Consider the following 18,450-nt stretch of genomic DNA (forward strand, 5'->3'; position numbering starts at 1 on the left):
AAATACGGTAAACTTTATCAACTATTATACGTATTCTTTTATGAAATTATCTTGTGGCCATTTAGTAATCACTAAAATATATACAAGTATTACCAAATTTTGATAAAATGATATGTTATTGATAATTAGATAAATAAACATAGAATACTGAAATACCGTCTGTATTGGAAATAATTTTACTTTTCTGAAGAAACCAATAATTAAGCTAACTACAAATGGAATAGCCAAAAGTAAACCACCCTCTGCAAGAAATACAAAGAGACCACTTGACAACCCAGTTTGCCAGAAATATCCCATGAACCGCCATGGAGCCATGTTATCAATTATTGGCTGTGTATTTCCTATACCTACCCCGGAAATGAAATTCTGGGAGAATGTATCTAAAGTTGCTCTAATATCATCAGATCGTAACTGTCCTGAATTTGCTACCAATTTTAAAGCAATAAATTTTCGCAAAAAAGCCGCTAATATCAATAAGATAAACATACTTAACGTAAAAAGTGAAAAATCTAATAATCTTCTTTTTTTCTTTGTCATTTTTATTAAGATATTAGATAAAACTATAAATCCAATGCTGACAAAGCCAGTCCCAGTTAAGGTTGTCAACATCGCAACAATTATTATAATTTTTTTCCAATATTTTATATTTATATGATTATACTGTAAAATATAAATATAAGCATAGAAAGCTGCAGCAACAGGTCCCTCAGTAAAGATTCCTGAATTTCTAAAAATCGTTCTACCAAACAATCCACTGATATTAGTTAATTGTGTTTCATAATATATGTTATGATAACTATTGACACTCACTTTACTCCAATTTGAATAAATTGTTCCTGAAGGACCAATTAGATGCAAAATTGAACCAAAAAGCCAAAAAAATAATGAAACACAAGCTATTAAAACAGCAATATTAATTATTGATTTTAAGAAGATATCGCTATTTCTCTTTGGAACTAATAGCGTATTTTCTAAAAGGACTAAAATTGATATATAATACTTAATAACAAAATAAACGGTTGTTGAATGCAAGAAAATTAATAAAAGAGAACAAAAGAAAGTCACAACAATAAAGATTATATGATTTATCGACATATATTTAAAAAGATTTTCAGTGAAAAGCTCTATTAACCCAATTGCTGCAAAGAGTATGGTTACTACCGTTGAAACAGAAACAGAGCCTATTTTTTCTAGACCATATATAGTATTAAAATCAACTAAAATTAAAATTGCTAAAGCATAAGAATAAGCTTTAAATAATCCTTTACTTTTCATAAGTAACACCTAGAAGATTAATTAATATTTTCAATCTTCGGATTAAATTTAAATCCTGCAAAAGTACCTTTATAAAGAATAATAATCTTATATAACTTATAACACTTTGATTTCCTTATTATATTAATTGGTTGTATAATCGTCTGCCGAACGATAGTCTTTAAAATCCCACGCATTCCAAGATACTTTTTAGCGATAAACATACTATTTCTTGAACCGAAATAGTATCGATTCAAACGATTTTTTGCTAACTCATCCTCAATGCTAGTACCTATATTTTGCTTAATATCATGAGTTACAATTGAATCACTAATCATAAAACCATTATATCCGGCCTGCCTTATCCGTCTACTAAACTCTACATCATCCCCCCAAATAAAAAAGTCAGTAATTGGATATCCTACCTTCTTAATAACTTTTTTGGGGAACATCATAGAAACAAAAGATGCAGACTGTACTAACGTAGCACCTTGTGTAACAAAATAATTCCAATTCTTAGCTGGTCGTGGAATATTCATAACTGCTGGCGAGCCGTCTACCCACCTAACATTACTACATAAAAAGCCAATGTTCTCCAAATCAGATTTAGCAATCATTTTTTCTAAAGCAGTGGTTTTAGGTAATGTATCGCTATCCATGACCCAAGCATAATTAGCATTTTTATCCTTAACGAACTCTTTTAGTCCCTGGTTAAACCCTCCAGCACCACCTAAATTTTGTTCAAGTTTTTTAATAAAAATTTCGGTATGCTCATTATTGAGCTCCATTAAATACTCATAAGTACCATCATCTGAATTATTGTCTACAACAATTATCTTGTTCAAAGTGTATGTTTGTTTAAAAAGCGCATCAAGACATTTCTTTAACTCGTCTAACCGATTGTAAGTTACTACAATCGCATCTACTCTATTTTCCATACTCAACCTCTTTATCATCTTATCTTTTTATCTCATATAGATCAATTAGTGTTGCTAAAAGTGATTTATAATCGTATCCACTGTTAACAACTTTTTGTTTTGCCTTACTCCGATCTACTTTATTTACTAAACTATTAATCTTAGCTGCCCATTTTTCAGTAGAAGTGTTTAATTCTAAGCTTCGAGTTGTTGTAAGGATTTCGATATCACTAGTTATTGTACTAGAATAGACAATTGGCAAACCAGTTGCTTGAGCTTCAAGCAACGTCAAAGGTAAGCCTTCATATAATGAAGGAAATACCATACAATCCATTGCATTTAAAAACCCATTGACATCGGTTCTTCTTCCCAATAACTTAACACTATCTTGAATTCCCAAAAGTTTTATTTTTTTCTCAATATTTGACTTTTCTTCACCATCACCAATTAAAATAAGTAACGATTTCGAATGATTCTCCAAATATTTTTTGAAAACTTTTAGTAAAAAAAATTGATTTTTTTGTTCCGTCAATCGTCCAACATGACCAATTAAAGTAAATTCACTAGTTATACCTAGTTTAATACGATATTCATTCCGCAGTTTATCAGAGTAAAAAAAACTCGTTAAATCAACCGGATTTTTAATCACAGTAAATCGAGTCTTTTTCCCATATAACCATTCTCCAGCTTGATCAGAAACCGCTAAAAGATTTGTTGCCCAATCCTGTACATGTCTTTTTGCAAATTCATTCAGTGTACGCTTGACTAAGCTATTTTCTACATCCTTGTTAAAGGAATTATGTGACTGAATGATGACCTCTCTAATTCTTTGTTTTTTTGCTTTCCATATAGGATAAAATAAAACCAAATTATCAATATGAAAATGAATTATATCAATTTGATTAATTTTAAACAGATCGTTCCAATCTTTAATAAAAGCAAATGGATTATGTGTAAACGGATGTATATAATGAACTTTTATTTTTGTTTTCTTGAGTTCATTAATATAATCATTTTGATAATCTTCTATCACAAAATGAATTTGAACGCCCTCTGGTGCCTTATCCATTAGTTTCGTATATGTTGAGTAGACATAGTTGGATAGGCCACCAGACTTAACCAGTTTTCTCACTACAATAAATATATTCTTTTTCAAAATAGAACCCCTATTTTAATTTATTAGTTAACCAACCACCATAAACAGTGCTTTTACCTTTGATCTCTGTAATATGCTCATCCCTATTTGAAAGTTTAAAAAAAAAGACCTCTGAAGACTTTATGTCCTCAATTATCGTGGATTTAATTGGGAAATTAAATTTTTTCTCCAATTTAAATACATTTTCATTATTATATGGTATTTTTTCCCATTCTTTCTGAACTAATGGAATGTATTTCATAGCCAAGTCAATACTATAGTCAATTAACAGGTAATCGATCGCAGCTTCTTCATTTCTATAATAGACTTCAAAAAAATTACTTAAAAAGCCAAACATAGGATTACCTTTCTTTGAAGAAAGAAAAAACGTATACCATCGTCCATTGACCATTGTCATTCCGTATTGTAATGGTTTCCTTTTGACGGTATAGAAAGGATACTTTATAAGTTCATCTGGTAAAGAATTAATACAAAAATCAGTTGCATCCATCCAAATTCCACCATTCTGAAATAGTAGATTCACTCTAACAACATCAGCTAAATGCGCGGCCTGTAATTTACCAGTTCGATAATCATTAATTATAAATTCGGGAATTTTTACATAATCAAGGATATTTTGATCGTCTAATATAACAATTTTATAACCTGGGTTTTGTTTTTTTATTGAATTTATACATTTCTTAACTAAAATTGGAGCTTCATCAATTCCTTGCAACCACATCGTATAAATGACCTTAGGTACATCTTCATTGTTTGTGAAATTCACTTCTTGCCATTTTTCGATTACACTGAAATACCTTTTTAAAAGATATCTTGAAATGTTACGATAATTTTTTTTAACCAATGGAGTATAAAGCCAACCAAAACTCTGAGGAACAATATGTGGTATAATTTTCGCTAAAATCTGACTAATTACTAAATTTATACCAAAATATTTAACATTTTTTCTTGCCTTCTTGATATAAACTTTGGCTTTGTTAAATTTAGACATAACTTTTACCACCACTTAAGATCTTAATTTTTGTAATCTGAATTGATTGATTCTCTGAATGATAAGTTTTACAAATTTTTTCAATTACGTCCATGTCATAAGTCTCAATATTCTCTATTAAATTCACTAAATCATTACCATTAGTAGCAAAGGGTAATCCTAAATCAGTTGGTTTTAAATAGAAGCCACGTACTTCTTCATACGTATCTCTATCATACATATAAAGGTAGATTGGCTTATGTTGTAAAGCATAATCAAAAATAATACTTGAATAATCAGAAATTAATAAATCCGATACATCCATTAACTCTTCAAGTTCGTTGATATTAGAAACATTCCTAATTGACTTTGGTAAATTAAAAGAAGAAAAATAGTGCTCACGTACTAAAATATTATAATTTTGGGATAACGTAAGAAGTGTTTGAATTACCTTATTAGAAATAAATGCAGTCGAATAATCTCTAAATGTCGGTGCATACAGGATTGTTTTCTTTTTTGGATCAATACCATATTTAACTTGTAATTTGTGCTTCTCTTTATCAGTGATTTTTTTGTAATTGTTTCTTGGTAAATCAACATTAATTATTTTTTTAGCACTTGGAAAAATACGTTTAAAAATATCACGATCATACTGTGAACATGAAAAAAGAAGGTCAAATTTAGCCTTATTATACCAATTCAAAACAACCAATTTAAGATTACCTTGATCCACACCTAACTTTTTAAATGGTATTCCATGCCATGTATTAATATATACATGCTTCTTTCCTTTTACCGGTATTAACCTCTCGATACTCGTATTTGCAATCCAGTATTTAGCCCTAAATAATGTTAAATAGTATGCTAAAGATCCATTTTTTACAACATCCAAATTCGAATACTTTGTAGGATTATTAAGAACCCAAACCAATCTATAATCATTGAATCTATCATCCTCAATTAATGATTCATATATTTTTCGTGGGCTATCACTAAACTGCCTACCAGAAAAGCTTGAGAACAATATTAATTTGTCATTAGTCGGAATAATTAAACTTAGAAAAGTATACACTACTGTTCCAACAACAATATACAATTTAGTCATTAATTTACTTTCACTAATTATTTTTTTCATCTTATTTTAGCTTTCTAAAAATGTGTTTTTGTTTTAATTCCGATTTTCCGCATAACCATTGCAATTGCTTTATTAAAGAACTTACTTGGTCCTATTTGACCCCATGGTAACTCAGTATAAGTAATATCGTTACTATTGATCCACACATCCATTAATAATTCCGCAATGTATCCATATACTCGTTGTTCTTGTGGAGAATACATCGAAATATCTAACTGGTTCTCTAGTTCCTCTAGAACACTAAAAACAAAAGTGCAATATGAATTAAATGCTTCTTTTTTCATTACAAACATATTAAACATATGAGCACTTGTTTTCTTCATTACTTTTTCAAATGCTAATTCATAATCGGGATAATTTCTATTTATAATTTTCCTTGTTAATTCCAATGGTTCTTGCTCATGAGCATGAATATAATGATTCTCGTTGTTTTCAATATAATAATGTCGTATTTTGGGGAGGATTACATCATTTGTCTCAAGTAATTTATTTATCCTGTTAATATCAATTACATTTTCTATGCTATAGGGTCTAGAACTAAAGAAAAATCTACGATAGTGTACTAAACCAATTGCATCAGCACTTAAGTTTTTCCATGCCCAATAAACTGCTGTCAATTCATTATAATTTGGATTTTTTGATGAAATATTATTACCATCATTATCGGGTTGATAATCAATATCAGCACGATAATTCTTATCTGCTCCGACCAATACTGGTAGATAACCTTCTTTATTTGGTAACTGCACTTTCTTATGGGCCGCAATTAAAATCACTGTATTAATTTTCCTCATCCCTTTTATTATAGTTAAGTAACTCACATCATAATAAAGTTATATTTTTCTACACAATTTCTTGATGTAAGTCCGCAACTCATCTTTGGTTTGTGGGTGATTCAAACCGTATTCAATGTTAGTTTGAAGCCAACCGAACTTGTTACCAGTATCGTAACGGTCTCCCTTGTATTCGTGGGCAAAGACCCGTTGCGTCCGATTCAAGGTGTTAATCGCATCTGTTAATTGAATTTCGTTCCCCTTACCAGGCTTCGTCTTTTCCAAAACGTCAAAGATTTCTGGCGTAAAGACATACCGCCCAATAATCGCGAGGTCAGAAGGCGCATCCTTTGGATCTGGTTTTTCAACGAAACTCGTTACGTTATAAAGACCTGGCTTAACTTCTTCGCTTGGGTTAATAACCCCATACTTAGCCGTATCTTCATGTGGAACCCGCATAACAGCAAGCGTAGAAGCTCCCGTTTCTTCGTAGCTATCAATCAATTCCTTTGTCAATGGATTCCCATTGCCATTAATGTTATTAAGGTCATCCCCTAACATAACAACAAATGGTTCATCACCGATGAAAGCCCGGGCCGTCAAAACAGCATCCCCTAAGCCACGTGGGTGAGATTGCCGAATAAAGTAAATGTTGATGTCGGTAGTTTCTTCAACCAACTTTAACATTTCATCCTTATGCTTAGAACGTAAGTTGTCTTCCAATTCAGGGTTAGAATCAAAGTGATCTTCGATGGAGCGCTTATTCTTTCCATCAACGACCACAATATCTTCAATCCCAGACTTCCGGGCTTCTTCAACGATAAATTGGATTGTTGGCTTATCAACAATTGGTAACATTTCCTTTGCCAATGCCTTTGTAGCAGGTAGGAAACGGGTGCCCAGCCCCGCGGCTGGAATAATAGCTTTACGTACTCGTTTCATATTATACTCACTATTCTATATATTCTATAATTTTGTCAATAATTTCAGAATCAACTGTCTCATCAAATTTTCGAGCAAATAAATGTCCTCTTTTTTTTGCCTCAATTAATTTATGATAATCTCTTAAATGCCAAGTATAAGGAGTACCATCCCACCAATTAATATATCTCAAGTTTCCTTGAAATTCATATGGACTATCATGCAAAGTTTTTTTGTAAAATACCTTTTCTTTAAATTTAGGATGTTCCTCTATGAAAATAGGAATAAACAATTCATCTGCACAAAGAGAATTCTTATATCTTTTTAATATTTCTTCCTTGTTTTTAATAAGCTCACTGACTAATTCACCTTCGAGTGAAACCCAATTCGAAGCAAACACAAGATGTGGTACATTATGACTAGGTAAAAATAATAAAAATTTATTATCAATTTTATGATACAGTCTTACTAATCTACTTTTTGTTCGAAAAGTTTTTGTAAAATGATGTTTTTTCAGTCTATTTGCCAAATCTTCTGTCGAAACCATTGATGAATAAGCAATAAACTCCTTACCACTATGTTTTTGAAAAAAATTATGAATTTCGTTTTGACTTGCTAACGGCAAATCAAGTCCAGAAAGTAAATGATAATATTCATACCCTCTCTTAGCATTTAAAGATTCTTCAAATAAATTTAATTCAGCCTGAATTTGAGATACATCACCCCAAAAAATATTAATTGGCTTTAAATACGTTAAACTAGAAAAATTCAATTTAACTTTTTCGAAAATATCTTTGGATTTTTTGTCTATCATAACAAAGATATCATTTCTACAGTCATCCAAAGCCTTGAGGAGTTTAGTTAATTGTTTAGGGTTTCGATTTGCAATTATTAAATAAGCATGTCTACGCATTAAGACAACTCCCTTGCCACCGTTACTAAGGCCGCATGCAAGACTTGATCCATATCATAGTAACGATATTGTCCGAGACGACCACCAAAAATTACATTTGGTTTGGTTTCAGTGGCTAACTTAGCGTATTGTTTGTACAGACTATTGTTAGTCGCGTTGTTAACTGGGTAATAAGGTTCGTCCCCCCGTTGCCAATCAGCCGGATATTCTTTAGTAATTACGGTTTTCCCTTGGTCACCCTTACCAAACTCAAAATGCTTGTGTTCAATGATCCGGGTATATGGGGTTTCCGCATCCGTATAGTTAACTACGGCATTCCCTTGATGGTTATCTTCATCTAAAACTTCAGTTTCAAAACGTAAGCTCCGGTATTGGAGTTCACCCAATTGGTAACCAAAGTATTGATCAATCATCCCAGTAAAGACAATCTTTGGAAATTCAGCCTCGTATTCTGCCTGGTGATCAAAGTAATCCACGCCGGTTTCAACGTCAATCAGATCACTAGCAAGCATCTTTTCAACGATTTGGGTATACCCCCCAACCGGGATCCCCTGGTAGAGATCGTTGAAATAGTTGTTATCATAAGTCAATCGAACTGGTAACCGCCGAATAATGAAAGCTGGTAAGTCGGTGGCCTTTTGGCCCCATTGTTTTTCAGTATAACCCTTAACCAACTTTTCGTAGATGTCCCGGCCAATCAAAGAAATTGCTTGTTCTTCAAGGTTAGCCGGTTGCTTGCCAGCCATTTCTTGCCGTTGTTCATCAATCTTCGCTTGTGCTTCGGCTGGGGTTTTAACCCCCCACATCTTACTAAAGGTGTTCATATTAAAGGGAAGATTGTAAATTTCGCCCTTATAATTAGCAATTGGAGAGTTGGTATAGCGGTTAAACTCTGCAAATTGATTTACATAGTCCCAAATTTCTTTATTTGAGGTATGGAAAATATGTGCCCCATATTGGTGTACTTGAATTCCATATTCTTCTTTAGTATAGATGTTACCCGCGATGTGGTCCCGCTTTTCAATTACTTTGACACGCTTACCTCGCTTAGCAGCTTCATAAGCAAAAGTGGCCCCGAAGAGACCGGCACCAACTATTAAATAGTCATATTTTTCCATGATAATTATCTCCTTAAAATCTACGATCATGTTTAAGATTGTTTAATATCTCTAATCCATTTTGAAAAACCCTTGGTTTTAATAACAACAATGACATGAAGTATATAATTACACCAATAAGGACTTCAGAAATAAGCATCAACCAATTCTGAGAATAATGAATGTTCATATAAAAGACTACTGAAAACATGACTACACTACCAACTAGATATTTCCAAGAATCCTTGAACAAAATTTTGAAATTTAATAATTTTTTTACGGACCATAATTGATAAAAAATGACTGTTAATTCTGATAAAACAGTTGAAAACATTGCACCGTTTAATCCCCAAAGATGAATGAATGGAACATTAAAAATAATGTTCACAATCGCCCCAAGTGTTACTGAAGCGGTATAACTTTTAACTCTATTTGTTGGAAGTAGATATTGAATTCCAATTACATTACTCCAACCAATTAAAATAATAGTAATAGATTCTATGAGCATCGCTAATCCAACGGGTTTATAAGCCAATCCATAATAAATTGGAGCTAAAGTTAGCGAAACCCCAGCTAGTCCAAAAGCCATCGGGAAAGCAATTGCTGAGACAAAATCGAAGGACTTATATAGCATATTGTTAACAACTTTCATGTTACCATTTGAGATTGCATTTGAAACATGAGGTAACATTACAGTACCTGTTGCTGTTACCAATGCCAAAACTATCTTAACAAATCCATCAGAATATTGATAAAACCCTGATGCCTCTTCTCCTACAATTGCACCTAACATTGTTTTTGTTAACTGTACATATACTTGCGTTGCAATTTGAGGAATAAACATAGCACCCATTGGGAAAAAATGCCTCCAAGGATTTAAAGATTTAATCCTTATATATGAGATACTGATGTTTTTTCTCAAACTAGGTCACAAGGTTAAATTCCCCAATAACGTTGATAGTGCCAGGAGGATAATATACTTTGCAACATCACTTTCGCTTTTAATAAAGATAAAGATTGCAATAACTGAAATTATTTTTACAAAAGTGTTTCGAAGAACCGTCTTTTTGAAATCTTCTAATCCTTGGTAGAACCAAGAAATATCAAAAGCGACAGCAATCAAATTCAAAGACTGTGCCCACATATACGATGAATTACGTGTATAGAAATTCATAAAAATAATAAAAAACAAATAAGACAAAATTGTCATTAATGTTTTTACAATTTGAATTTCAAAAAATGTAATTGATAATTTTGCTTTATTGTCACGAACATAAGCAACTTCTCGATTTCCATAAAAGGCAATTCCTAGATTTGCAAACAATATGAAATACTGAATAATAGAATTTGTAAAAGCGTTAGCTCCCACACCTTCAGGACTCAACGTTCTACTTATATAGTAATAAGTTACTAGAGGAACAATCAAAGCCAATATCTGATAACCAGCATTATACAAATAGTTACGAACAACTTTCATGAGAATCTCCTGCTTACCTAAACAAATTAACACCTATGATCACTATATAGTTAGTCATAAGTTACTGAAACAGCCAACAAATTTTGAAACTTATAATTCACCCTTATAAAAATTTAATAAGCGCCATTGGGTTTAAAAATAATCGCAACTGTCTTAAACATGATCCACAAATCTAACTTTAGGCTCTGTTTCTCAATGTATTCCAGATCAAGATCCACCATGCCGGCAAAGTCTACATCATTGCGAGAGGTTACTTGCCATAAACCGGTACAGCCAGGTTCAACCAGTAACCGTTGCTTATCATAGTCCGTATACTTTGCCACTTCTTCTGGTAGTGGCGGTCGTGGCCCCACGATACTCATATGGCCACATAAAACATTCCAAAGTTGTGGCAATTCATCAATACTATGTTTTCGGATAAAGCGCCCCACCCGGGTAACGCGGGGGTCTTCCTTCATCTTAAACATGGCTCCTTCAATTTCGTTTTGTTCTATTAATTTCTGCTTAATTGCATCTGCATTTTTGACCATCGAACGGAATTTATACATCCGAAAACGTTTGCCGTTTTTACCTACCCGGATTTGACTATAAATTGGACTACCAAAATCATCCATTATGATACAGATAGAAACAATAACAAAGGGAATAATTAAAATTATTAAAGCAATTAAGCTCGCCATAATATCAAATGTCCGCTTTATCAGTAAGTATCCATCACTTACATGTAGTTGTATGTGTTCATAATTGTCCTTAACCAATCTTAATTACTCCCTAAATTTATCTAGTTCTGGTAAGCCTAATCTCACTTTATCCTAATACTTATATAGACTGTAAAAGGAGCAAGATAGTAACCTTGGAATTCAAAGGTCAAAACTACCCCCCCCTTTTTTTTAGAACAACCCAAAAAACTTTTTCTTCTTTTTTAACGGCTGCCAATTCATCTGTACATTATCACCGTTAATTAAAGCCTTTGCATTGGCTTGATACTGATCGGCAACTTGCTTACCAAATTGTTTTTCTAGCTTAGCAATTCCCTCACCCAGTTCGTATTCACGATGCGATAAGGCATGGGCATCCGAAGCTAAAATGGTACCTTGGCCAGCTTCAATCAGTCGCGTGGTAACTTTTTCGATCTCTTTTCCAAAAGTTCCAAGGTAACTACTTGCTGTTAATTGCGTTAAGCAACCCCGCTGCAAGAAATCGACTATTTGTTCCGGATGAGCTAACAACTGCTTGTTGCGCTCCGGATGCACGATCACCGGGGTCACCCCTCGTTGTTGGAGCTCAAACACTAATTGTTTAGCAAAGGCGGGAACCTCATCACTTGGCATTTCAAGCAGGAGGTATTTACCACTCGCATCACAGTACAGGAGATCATCAGCTTCATACGCCGACATCACCCGACCACTTACCCGCACTTCTTGGCCAGCAAACACGGTGAGGGGGATCTTTGCTTCCCTTAAAGCCTTCTGAAATTCATCGGTCGCTTTGAGTACCGCCGCTTTATGGTTCACATAACGGCCATTTAAATGGTGCGGGGTAACCACCGCATAGCTAACCCCGTCATTCACCGCATCTTCTGCTAACTTTAATGACGTTGCTAGGTCCGGTGAACCATCATCAACTCCTGGTAATAAATGACAATGTAGATCAATCAGTCCCATGCCCCGCTCCTATTTTTTGTTGTCACTGCCATAACCGTACCCGTAACCATAGCCATACCCGTAACCATAACCGGCATCACTACTATCAACATCGTTCATCACGTAACCGAGTAACCGTGCTTTAGAGATCTTTAACATCTCAACCGCCCGGGCAACGGCGGCCTTTTGGGTGACTCCGGCCCGCACAACTAAAATTACCCCATCCAGATGACCAGATAAGGCTTGGGTATCAGTAACTTCAAGTAACGGTGGGACATCCAAGACAATTACATCGTAGATTGGCTTGATAGCGTCCAGAAAGGCCGTCATCCGTTTAGAATTCAATAATTCACTTGGGTTTGGTGGGGTTGGCCCAGCGGTAACCACACTAAGATTATCGATCCCACTATCTTGAATCACCGAATTGAGGTCTAATTCACTCGCACTGCTCGTTAAAATGGTCGTTAAGCCGGAGGCATTACTCAGGTTAAAGGTGGCATGTAAGGTTGACCGCCGCAAATCAGCGTCAATCAGTAACACCTTTTTCCCCTCTTGGGCCCAGGTAATCGCCACGTTGGCCGTAACCGTTGACTTCCCTTCACTGACATTTGAGGAAGTAAAGGCCACTAACTTTAAGGGCTCATCCACACTCATAAAATGAATATTCGTCCGGACAGTCCGGAATTGTTCGGAAACCGGGTTTTTCGGGTCCGCCACCGTGATTAGCATGGCCCCGTTTTCCATGGTAGCCGTGGTGCCACGACCTTTATGCCGTTTAAATAAACTCATTTCTTCCCCTCCTCTTAGACCCGACGCGTGCCTTCGTTGGTATCAAAGTGATTTAACGTAAAGTTCTGATCCATTTCAATTCTGCCAATCTGCCCAAGGTTGGTTAGACCAAGCTCATCCGTTAAGAAACTATCATCGCGAATCGTGGTGTTCGTTAGTTCACGAATTACGACCCAAGCAAAACTAAGAATAAATCCTAAGACTACTCCTAAAATCGTAAATTTTTTATTATTTGGGAATGAAGGTTTACTTGGCTTCGCCGCCTTGGAAACAATCGTGACGTTGTTGACTTGCATGATGGACTTAATCCGGCTCTTAAATTCAGTAGCAACGGTATTCGCAATATCCTTTGCTTCCACCGGATCACTAGCGGTTGCACTTAAGGCAAAGACTTGGGAATTTGTTTGCGTTTTAACGGAAAGCGACTTCTTTAAGTCCGCGGCGGATAAGTCATAAGCTTTCCCAGCGCGCCGAACGGCTGGTTGGGCTGGCCGAACCAACTTTTTTGTCCCATCTGATAAGGTCTCGTACTTTGCCTTTTTGGCCGGCGTAATAATTCGCGTTTGACTGGATAATTCCTTACTTGCTGCATTTAAGATCACCTGGTTGGTGATAATGTCCTTATAAGTATTAATCATATTTACGTCCGCTTGTTGGTTAGCATAGGCCTGCCCGTTTTGGGAGTTATTTTTTTGATTAACCAAGATTTGCGTTGTGGCCGTGTACTTAGCCGGAATGACGAAAGCGGCCAATAAGTACGCTACTACTCCTAGCCCGATTGTCCAAAAGATAAAAAATTTAAGGTGTTGGCGGCAAAGCACCCATAACCGCCGTAAATCAATTGTGTTTGCTTGTTGTTCCATTAGTTATTCTCCGTTAAATTAATCGTATTTAAGTCCAAGGCTGTCCGGATTTCATTCGAAATCCGTTGCATCTCATCCGACGGGACCACTTCAAAGGATTGACCATCAACCATTTGACTCTGCCCTTGAGCATGATCTTGCTTAATCGTCTTCGTGGCGCCGCGATAATTCATCGCAACCTTCGTCATGTCCTTTAAGCTAAAGTCGGTCTGAGACTCACTGGCAATCGAATTTAAGAAGGACTGGTTCAAAATTGCCTTGTAAGAAGCAGTTTTCTTTAAAAGTCCCATAATGACTAGCCGTTGCCGATTTTGCCGGCCGTAATCCCCTTGCGGATCTTCATGCCGCATCCGGGAAAAAGCTAAGGCTTCTTTACCGTTCATTTGATAGGTTTTACCCTTAGTAAAGCTATATCCACCGTAGGTAAAGGTTAGTGGTGACGTAACCGTAACCCCACCGACTTGATTAATCGCCTTTTCCAAACCACCCATGTTAACTAACAAGTAACCATCGATTGGCGTCTTGTAGTACTTTTGGATGGTCTTAATGGTCTCTTTTACCCCACCATAAGTATAGGCCGCGTTAATTTTAGCTGGTGATTCATCCTCATACCCTGGTAAGGTAACCTTCATATCCCGCGGTAAGGAAACGATCGTCGTCTTTTCTTGCTTGGGGTTGACAACCATCATCATGATGGTATCCGTCCGCCCCTTGTAGCTCCGTCCCAGGGCCCCGGTATCCGTCCCTAACAAGAGGACATTAATCGGCTTCTTGGCCGCTAACTTCTTTGGAAGGTCGGTTTTTATCCCACTTGGTGAATACATCGTGTTGGTGGCTACCCGGACATTTCGCCAGGCCATCCCCACAAAGATCAAGGCCACGACCACTAAAATCCCAATCACTGACCAAATTACCTTCATCATTGTCCGCCGCCGATGGTGGTGATGATGGTGGTGGTGGTGGTGCTCAGGGTATTGTTTTTCTGGATCCATTCTTGCTTATCTCCCCGAATTAATTTAAAGGTGGGAAAGACTCATCGTTGATCGCAATCTAAAGTCCGCGAATTTAGGCTTTCCCATCCTATTAGTAACAAAACCAAAATTTCAAGCATGTCAAAACATTTAAAAAGAGTGTTTCACGATCAAGGAACTTAATCGCTCACACTCTCCCTTCAAAACTCTTTAAGAACAATTTAGAATTTACCATTAATTAACCTAATTATCAATAGCTTTTGCTACTGTCAGTCAGTTTTATCTCTTGATTAACAAGGTTTCAATCATCCTAACGGTATTAGCAACGCCTTAAGGACTCAAAGGTCTGCTTGGAAAAGTTTGAAAATTTTTTTAAAATTATAAAAATTATTTCGCCGTGAAAACTGATATCTAACGACCACGATCCTTTCTAATTTACCAAATTGTTAAGAAAATGTGAAGGGCTTCTCTTGGTAAATGGGGCTTAAAACCAAAAACTGGCAATTTCCAACTCTGACTCCTGACAGATCTAGCAATCTGCGCAATTACTCAAGACTTGAAGATCTATGCGGGATCTTTTTATTTTTCGCCTTTTACCTGGTGCTCATACAAGCCCCAACCAATCAAACCAAAGAAAATCGGCCCGATAATCGTCCAAAAGGCCGTGGCGTAATCATGCTCGAGGATGGGTTGCAAGCAGGTAAAGATAATCCCAAAGGCGACCACGGCTTGGACCAACCAGGTAACCAATTGGGTTTGCCAAGGTTTTTTAAAGAAGACAAACGGTCGCTTCAAGTCCGACCGGCGTTTAAAGGCCGGAAACGCCCCGATGATAAAGAGATAAGGGGCGGTTGAGGCCACATTGGACATATCCGTCAAGATCAAGTAGAACTGCTGGGCGGCTGAACCCCCAAAGGCCACGGCAAAGATTAGGATGCTAACAAAGGCTGCCTGCCACCACATCGCCCGTGCTGGCATCCCCGCCTGATTAACAGCGACCAACTTTTTCGGCCACAGCCGTTGATCAGACCCTAAGATAAAGGATTTAATCGGTGAATACATCATAATAAAGAAGGAACCAATATAAGCAGCAAACATCCCCAAGCCAGCAAAGCGGGTCAAGAAGCTACCGATCATCAGACTCGTCTGGTGGGAAAGGCCCAGACTTTGCCCCAAAACGAGGCCCGCATTGTTCATCATAATATAGGTGATATTTCCGAGGTTAACGGAATGATGATTAATAACCTGGTGCCAGTTAGTTGAAATCCCCCACATCAAAATTGATAAGGAATAGAGGACCGTGATCAAGAGCATCGCAATAATCAAGCCCCGTGGGAAAGTCTTTTGTGGTTTATCCAGGGAGTCCATTACCCCACCCATGGCTTCTAAACCACTATAAGCAAAGACAGCATAGACAATAAAGGATAGGAGGGCAATTGGACTTTGAAAGCGCTCGTTAGGTGAAACAAACCAAGTATTTGCGCCCTGAATTGGCTCTTGTAAGGTACCATGATTCGCAATCAAGATTACCAAGCTGACTACCAGGAAAATCACCGTTAAGCTAGAAACTAATAAGCCCCCGAAAGTCCCAACTTTGGCAATCCCTTCAATCCCCCGACTCGCTAGCCAGGTCACCAAGATTACCCAGGCAATCCCCAGTAATCCCACAACTTCCGTTGCACTCAAGCCGCCAATGGCCCAGGTTTGGGTTTGATCTTCCCCAAAAATCAGCGCTGAAAACGGAATCCAAATTTTGGAAGCCGTCGAAACCATCCAGATAATCCACGAACACAGCCAGATAAAGGTCCCAATAAAGGCTTGTTTTTCCCCAATTGCGACTTCTAGCCAGGAATAGATCCCCCCTTGGGCACTTCTCAAGGCCGACCCATATTCAGCAATCATTAATGCCACCGGTAAAAAGAAACCTAGGGCCGCAAAAATATACCAAATAATCGCCGCATAACCCATTTGGGCAAAGGCCACCGTCGAGTTGGCAAAGCCAAAGACAGTGGAGAAAATCATCATAATTAAACTAACCAGCCCAATTCGTCGCGCTGGTGATTGATCATTATCCATTTTTCACACTCCTCAATAATAATCCCAATAAAGATAAGTTTATTATAGCGATTTACTCACGGAGTGAAAACGGTTGAGGCAATTAAATCTTGGTTAGTTTTTTCTCATCGATTGCTTATTGGCCGGCCTGCAGGATCATTCCGACCGCTGCGGCACTTAACCCCAGCACCACCATTAGGGTTAGGTCAGCCATGGCGGCCCCGTAACGGTGATCATACCAGAAAATCGCAGAAGTGAACGATTAATGATTGTCAAAGAGCGTTCTTTAGGCGCATAATGGATAGCGCAATAAAATTTGAATGGGGGTAAAAATTTTGAAAATGCGGCGCATTGACCACGTGGTTTTGACCGTCAGTGACCTTGATCGGTCGCGACGATTTTACTACGAGGTATTTGATATGCCAGTCTTAGACGATCAATCAACGGCCGACTGCCTAACCCTACGGTGCGGCCACCAACTGATTCGACTCCAAACCACTGACCGGGAAGCTTTGCAAGCTAAACAACCAACCATTGGCTCCGCCGATCTTTGTTTAGTTGTTGGTGATGCCATCGATGACGTTTTACACCACCTAAAGAGCTACTACGTCAATGTAGTTGCCGGACCAGTTGAAAAGCACGGTGCGGAAGGCAAGCTGACCTCAATCTATCTCCGCGACCCGGACGAAAACCTGATTGAACTCGCCTTTTACGACAATAAATAACAACCCCGAGGAGGATTAACGATGGCAAATGATGAAACAACCGCCCCAATTTTTATGCGGCGGGCTACCCTAGCTGATTTGGATGAAGTTTACGCCGTCATTGAAGACGCCAAGCAACTTTTAAAGGCCGATGGCTCCAGTCAATGGCAACAGGGCTACCCTTCCAAGCTGAGTATGCAACAAGATATTGAAAGTGAAAACTGCTATGTCCTAATTTACGGTGACGAAATCGTGGGTACCGGTACGCTCATGCCGTTTGGGGATACCCACTACGCCTACATCGTCGATGGCAAGTGGAACCATGCTGGGCACCCCTTCGGGACTATTAACCGGATTGCGATTTCCAGTAAGTACCGGGGAAAGCGTTTTGCCAACTACATTCTTTCAACCTTAATTAGCATTGCCTATGCCAAGGGCGTTCGGGATCTCCGGATCTCCACCCATGAAAAGAATATCCGGGTCCACCAACTGGTTCAAAAGTTTGGCTTTGTCCAACGCGGGAAAGTTTATACGGGTCCCACGGATGATGACTTGCGAAATGCTTATGAATTAAACCTTGATACTGTTGATGCGCGTGATGATAACGATAATCACGAGGATTAGTTAGGAAAGAGGTTGGGATAAGAAGGACGAAGGTTGATTCATTAGAATCGACCTTTCGTTCGCACTTATCCGCTAAGGCCGTGCTTTTTGACCTTAGTTACTGAGTAACATTCGGAGATGAAAGAGGGGCTGGGAAGAAACGTGCGTTTCTTCCCAGCCCCTCTTTTATGTTCTAATTCTCTTAGCTT

Annotated in this window: 17 protein-coding genes and 1 pseudogene; 2 read left to right on the top strand and 16 right to left on the bottom strand. The window is 37.4% G+C overall.

Annotated elements, in window-relative coordinates; genetic code table 11:
* Positions 1–24: 24 nt before the first annotated feature.
* From GTO83_RS05825 to yjeM, 16 genes and pseudogenes are all read right to left on the bottom strand, one after another.
* Positions 25–1,275, bottom strand: coding sequence for a hypothetical protein (locus GTO83_RS05825; RefSeq protein WP_180869626.1), 1,251 nt, complete (start codon positions 1,273–1,275; stop codon positions 25–27).
* A gap of 17 nt (positions 1,276–1,292) precedes the next feature.
* A complete protein-coding gene (locus GTO83_RS05830; RefSeq protein ID WP_180869627.1) occupies positions 1,293–2,192 on the bottom strand; it encodes a glycosyltransferase family 2 protein in 900 nt (299 codons plus the stop codon).
* Positions 2,193–2,211: 19 nt separating this feature from the next.
* Positions 2,212–3,327: a glycosyltransferase gene (locus tag GTO83_RS05835; RefSeq protein WP_180869629.1), complete on the bottom strand. Its 1,116-nt coding sequence runs from the start codon at positions 3,325–3,327 to the stop codon at positions 2,212–2,214.
* 10 nt (positions 3,328–3,337) lie between these two features.
* Positions 3,338–4,318, bottom strand: a complete 981-nt coding sequence (locus GTO83_RS05840; RefSeq protein WP_180869631.1) for a capsular polysaccharide synthesis protein — start codon at positions 4,316–4,318, stop codon at positions 3,338–3,340.
* The gene (locus GTO83_RS05845) at positions 4,311–5,432 is read right to left on the bottom strand and encodes a CDP-glycerol glycerophosphotransferase family protein (protein WP_180869632.1); all 1,122 of its coding nucleotides are present in this window, start codon (positions 5,430–5,432) and stop codon (positions 4,311–4,313) included. The genes GTO83_RS05840 and GTO83_RS05845 overlap by 8 nt, the downstream gene beginning before the upstream one ends.
* A gap of 14 nt (positions 5,433–5,446) precedes the next feature.
* The gene (locus tag GTO83_RS05850; RefSeq protein WP_180872141.1) at positions 5,447–6,217 is read right to left on the bottom strand and encodes a DUF4422 domain-containing protein; all 771 of its coding nucleotides are present in this window, start codon (positions 6,215–6,217) and stop codon (positions 5,447–5,449) included.
* A gap of 48 nt (positions 6,218–6,265) precedes the next feature.
* Positions 6,266–7,147 (bottom strand): UTP--glucose-1-phosphate uridylyltransferase GalU, encoded by an 882-nt coding sequence (gene galU / locus GTO83_RS05855; RefSeq protein ID WP_180869634.1) that lies wholly within the window; start codon positions 7,145–7,147, stop codon positions 6,266–6,268.
* A 10-nt stretch (positions 7,148–7,157) separates the two neighbouring features.
* Positions 7,158–8,039, bottom strand: coding sequence for a beta-1,6-N-acetylglucosaminyltransferase (locus GTO83_RS05860; RefSeq protein WP_180869636.1), 882 nt, complete (start codon positions 8,037–8,039; stop codon positions 7,158–7,160).
* Positions 8,039–9,157 (bottom strand): UDP-galactopyranose mutase, encoded by a 1,119-nt coding sequence (glf, locus tag GTO83_RS05865; RefSeq protein WP_180869638.1) that lies wholly within the window; start codon positions 9,155–9,157, stop codon positions 8,039–8,041. The genes GTO83_RS05860 and glf overlap by 1 nt, the downstream gene beginning before the upstream one ends.
* Before the next feature lie 13 nt (positions 9,158–9,170).
* Positions 9,171–10,613 (bottom strand): annotated as a pseudogene (locus GTO83_RS05870) (flippase).
* Positions 10,614–10,726: 113 nt separating this feature from the next.
* Positions 10,727–11,371: a sugar transferase gene (locus GTO83_RS05875; RefSeq protein ID WP_255463096.1), complete on the bottom strand. Its 645-nt coding sequence runs from the start codon at positions 11,369–11,371 to the stop codon at positions 10,727–10,729.
* Between the two features lie 132 nt (positions 11,372–11,503).
* Positions 11,504–12,277, bottom strand: a complete 774-nt coding sequence (locus tag GTO83_RS05880) for a tyrosine-protein phosphatase (RefSeq protein WP_180869639.1) — start codon at positions 12,275–12,277, stop codon at positions 11,504–11,506.
* Between the two features lie 9 nt (positions 12,278–12,286).
* Entirely contained in the window at positions 12,287–13,045 is a 759-nt protein-coding gene (locus GTO83_RS05885) for a CpsD/CapB family tyrosine-protein kinase (protein WP_180869641.1), read from the bottom strand.
* A 14-nt stretch (positions 13,046–13,059) separates the two neighbouring features.
* A complete protein-coding gene (locus tag GTO83_RS05890; RefSeq protein ID WP_180869643.1) occupies positions 13,060–13,908 on the bottom strand; it encodes a YveK family protein in 849 nt (282 codons plus the stop codon).
* Positions 13,908–14,900 carry an LCP family protein gene (locus GTO83_RS05895; protein WP_180869645.1) on the bottom strand — a complete coding sequence of 331 codons (993 nt, stop codon included), beginning with the start codon at positions 14,898–14,900 and terminating at the stop codon, positions 13,908–13,910. The genes GTO83_RS05890 and GTO83_RS05895 overlap by 1 nt, the downstream gene beginning before the upstream one ends.
* Before the next feature lie 558 nt (positions 14,901–15,458).
* Positions 15,459–16,955, bottom strand: a complete 1,497-nt coding sequence (gene yjeM, locus GTO83_RS05900; protein ID WP_180869647.1) for a glutamate/gamma-aminobutyrate family transporter YjeM — start codon at positions 16,953–16,955, stop codon at positions 15,459–15,461.
* A 314-nt stretch (positions 16,956–17,269) separates the two neighbouring features.
* Between yjeM and GTO83_RS05905 the strand changes: the two genes are divergently transcribed.
* On the top strand, positions 17,270–17,659 hold the full coding sequence (locus tag GTO83_RS05905) for a VOC family protein (protein WP_180869649.1): 390 nt from the start codon (positions 17,270–17,272) through the stop codon (positions 17,657–17,659).
* 21 nt (positions 17,660–17,680) lie between these two features.
* Positions 17,681–18,262 (top strand): GNAT family N-acetyltransferase, encoded by a 582-nt coding sequence (locus GTO83_RS05910; protein ID WP_180869651.1) that lies wholly within the window; start codon positions 17,681–17,683, stop codon positions 18,260–18,262.
* Positions 18,263–18,450 lie beyond the last annotated feature (188 nt).

This window comes from Lactobacillus sp. 3B(2020) (genome assembly GCF_013487845.1).
Classification (GTDB): Bacteria; Bacillota; Bacilli; order Lactobacillales; family Lactobacillaceae; genus Limosilactobacillus; species Limosilactobacillus alvi.

What these genes read in the sequence shown, in the direction of transcription:
- GTO83_RS05825 (WP_180869626.1), bottom strand. Translation starts at nt 1,275, where the DNA reads ATGAAAAGTAAAGGATTATTTAAAGCTTATTCTTATGCTTTAGCAATT.
- GTO83_RS05830 (WP_180869627.1), bottom strand. Translation starts at nt 2,192, where the DNA reads ATGGAAAATAGAGTAGATGCGATTGTAGTAACTTACAATCGGTTAGAC.
- GTO83_RS05840 (WP_180869631.1), bottom strand. Translation starts at nt 4,318, where the DNA reads ATGTCTAAATTTAACAAAGCCAAAGTTTATATCAAGAAGGCAAGAAAA.
- GTO83_RS05845 (WP_180869632.1), bottom strand. Translation starts at nt 5,432, where the DNA reads ATGAAAAAAATAATTAGTGAAAGTAAATTAATGACTAAATTGTATATT.
- galU (WP_180869634.1), bottom strand. Translation starts at nt 7,147, where the DNA reads ATGAAACGAGTACGTAAAGCTATTATTCCAGCCGCGGGGCTGGGCACC.
- GTO83_RS05860 (WP_180869636.1), bottom strand. Translation starts at nt 8,039, where the DNA reads ATGCGTAGACATGCTTATTTAATAATTGCAAATCGAAACCCTAAACAA.
- glf (WP_180869638.1), bottom strand. Translation starts at nt 9,157, where the DNA reads ATGGAAAAATATGACTATTTAATAGTTGGTGCCGGTCTCTTCGGGGCC.
- GTO83_RS05880 (WP_180869639.1), bottom strand. Translation starts at nt 12,277, where the DNA reads ATGGGACTGATTGATCTACATTGTCATTTATTACCAGGAGTTGATGAT.
- GTO83_RS05885 (WP_180869641.1), bottom strand. Translation starts at nt 13,045, where the DNA reads ATGAGTTTATTTAAACGGCATAAAGGTCGTGGCACCACGGCTACCATG.
- GTO83_RS05890 (WP_180869643.1), bottom strand. Translation starts at nt 13,908, where the DNA reads ATGGAACAACAAGCAAACACAATTGATTTACGGCGGTTATGGGTGCTT.
- GTO83_RS05895 (WP_180869645.1), bottom strand. Translation starts at nt 14,900, where the DNA reads ATGGATCCAGAAAAACAATACCCTGAGCACCACCACCACCACCATCAT.
- yjeM (WP_180869647.1), bottom strand. Translation starts at nt 16,955, where the DNA reads ATGGATAATGATCAATCACCAGCGCGACGAATTGGGCTGGTTAGTTTA.
- GTO83_RS05910 (WP_180869651.1), top strand. Translation starts at nt 17,681, where the DNA reads ATGGCAAATGATGAAACAACCGCCCCAATTTTTATGCGGCGGGCTACC.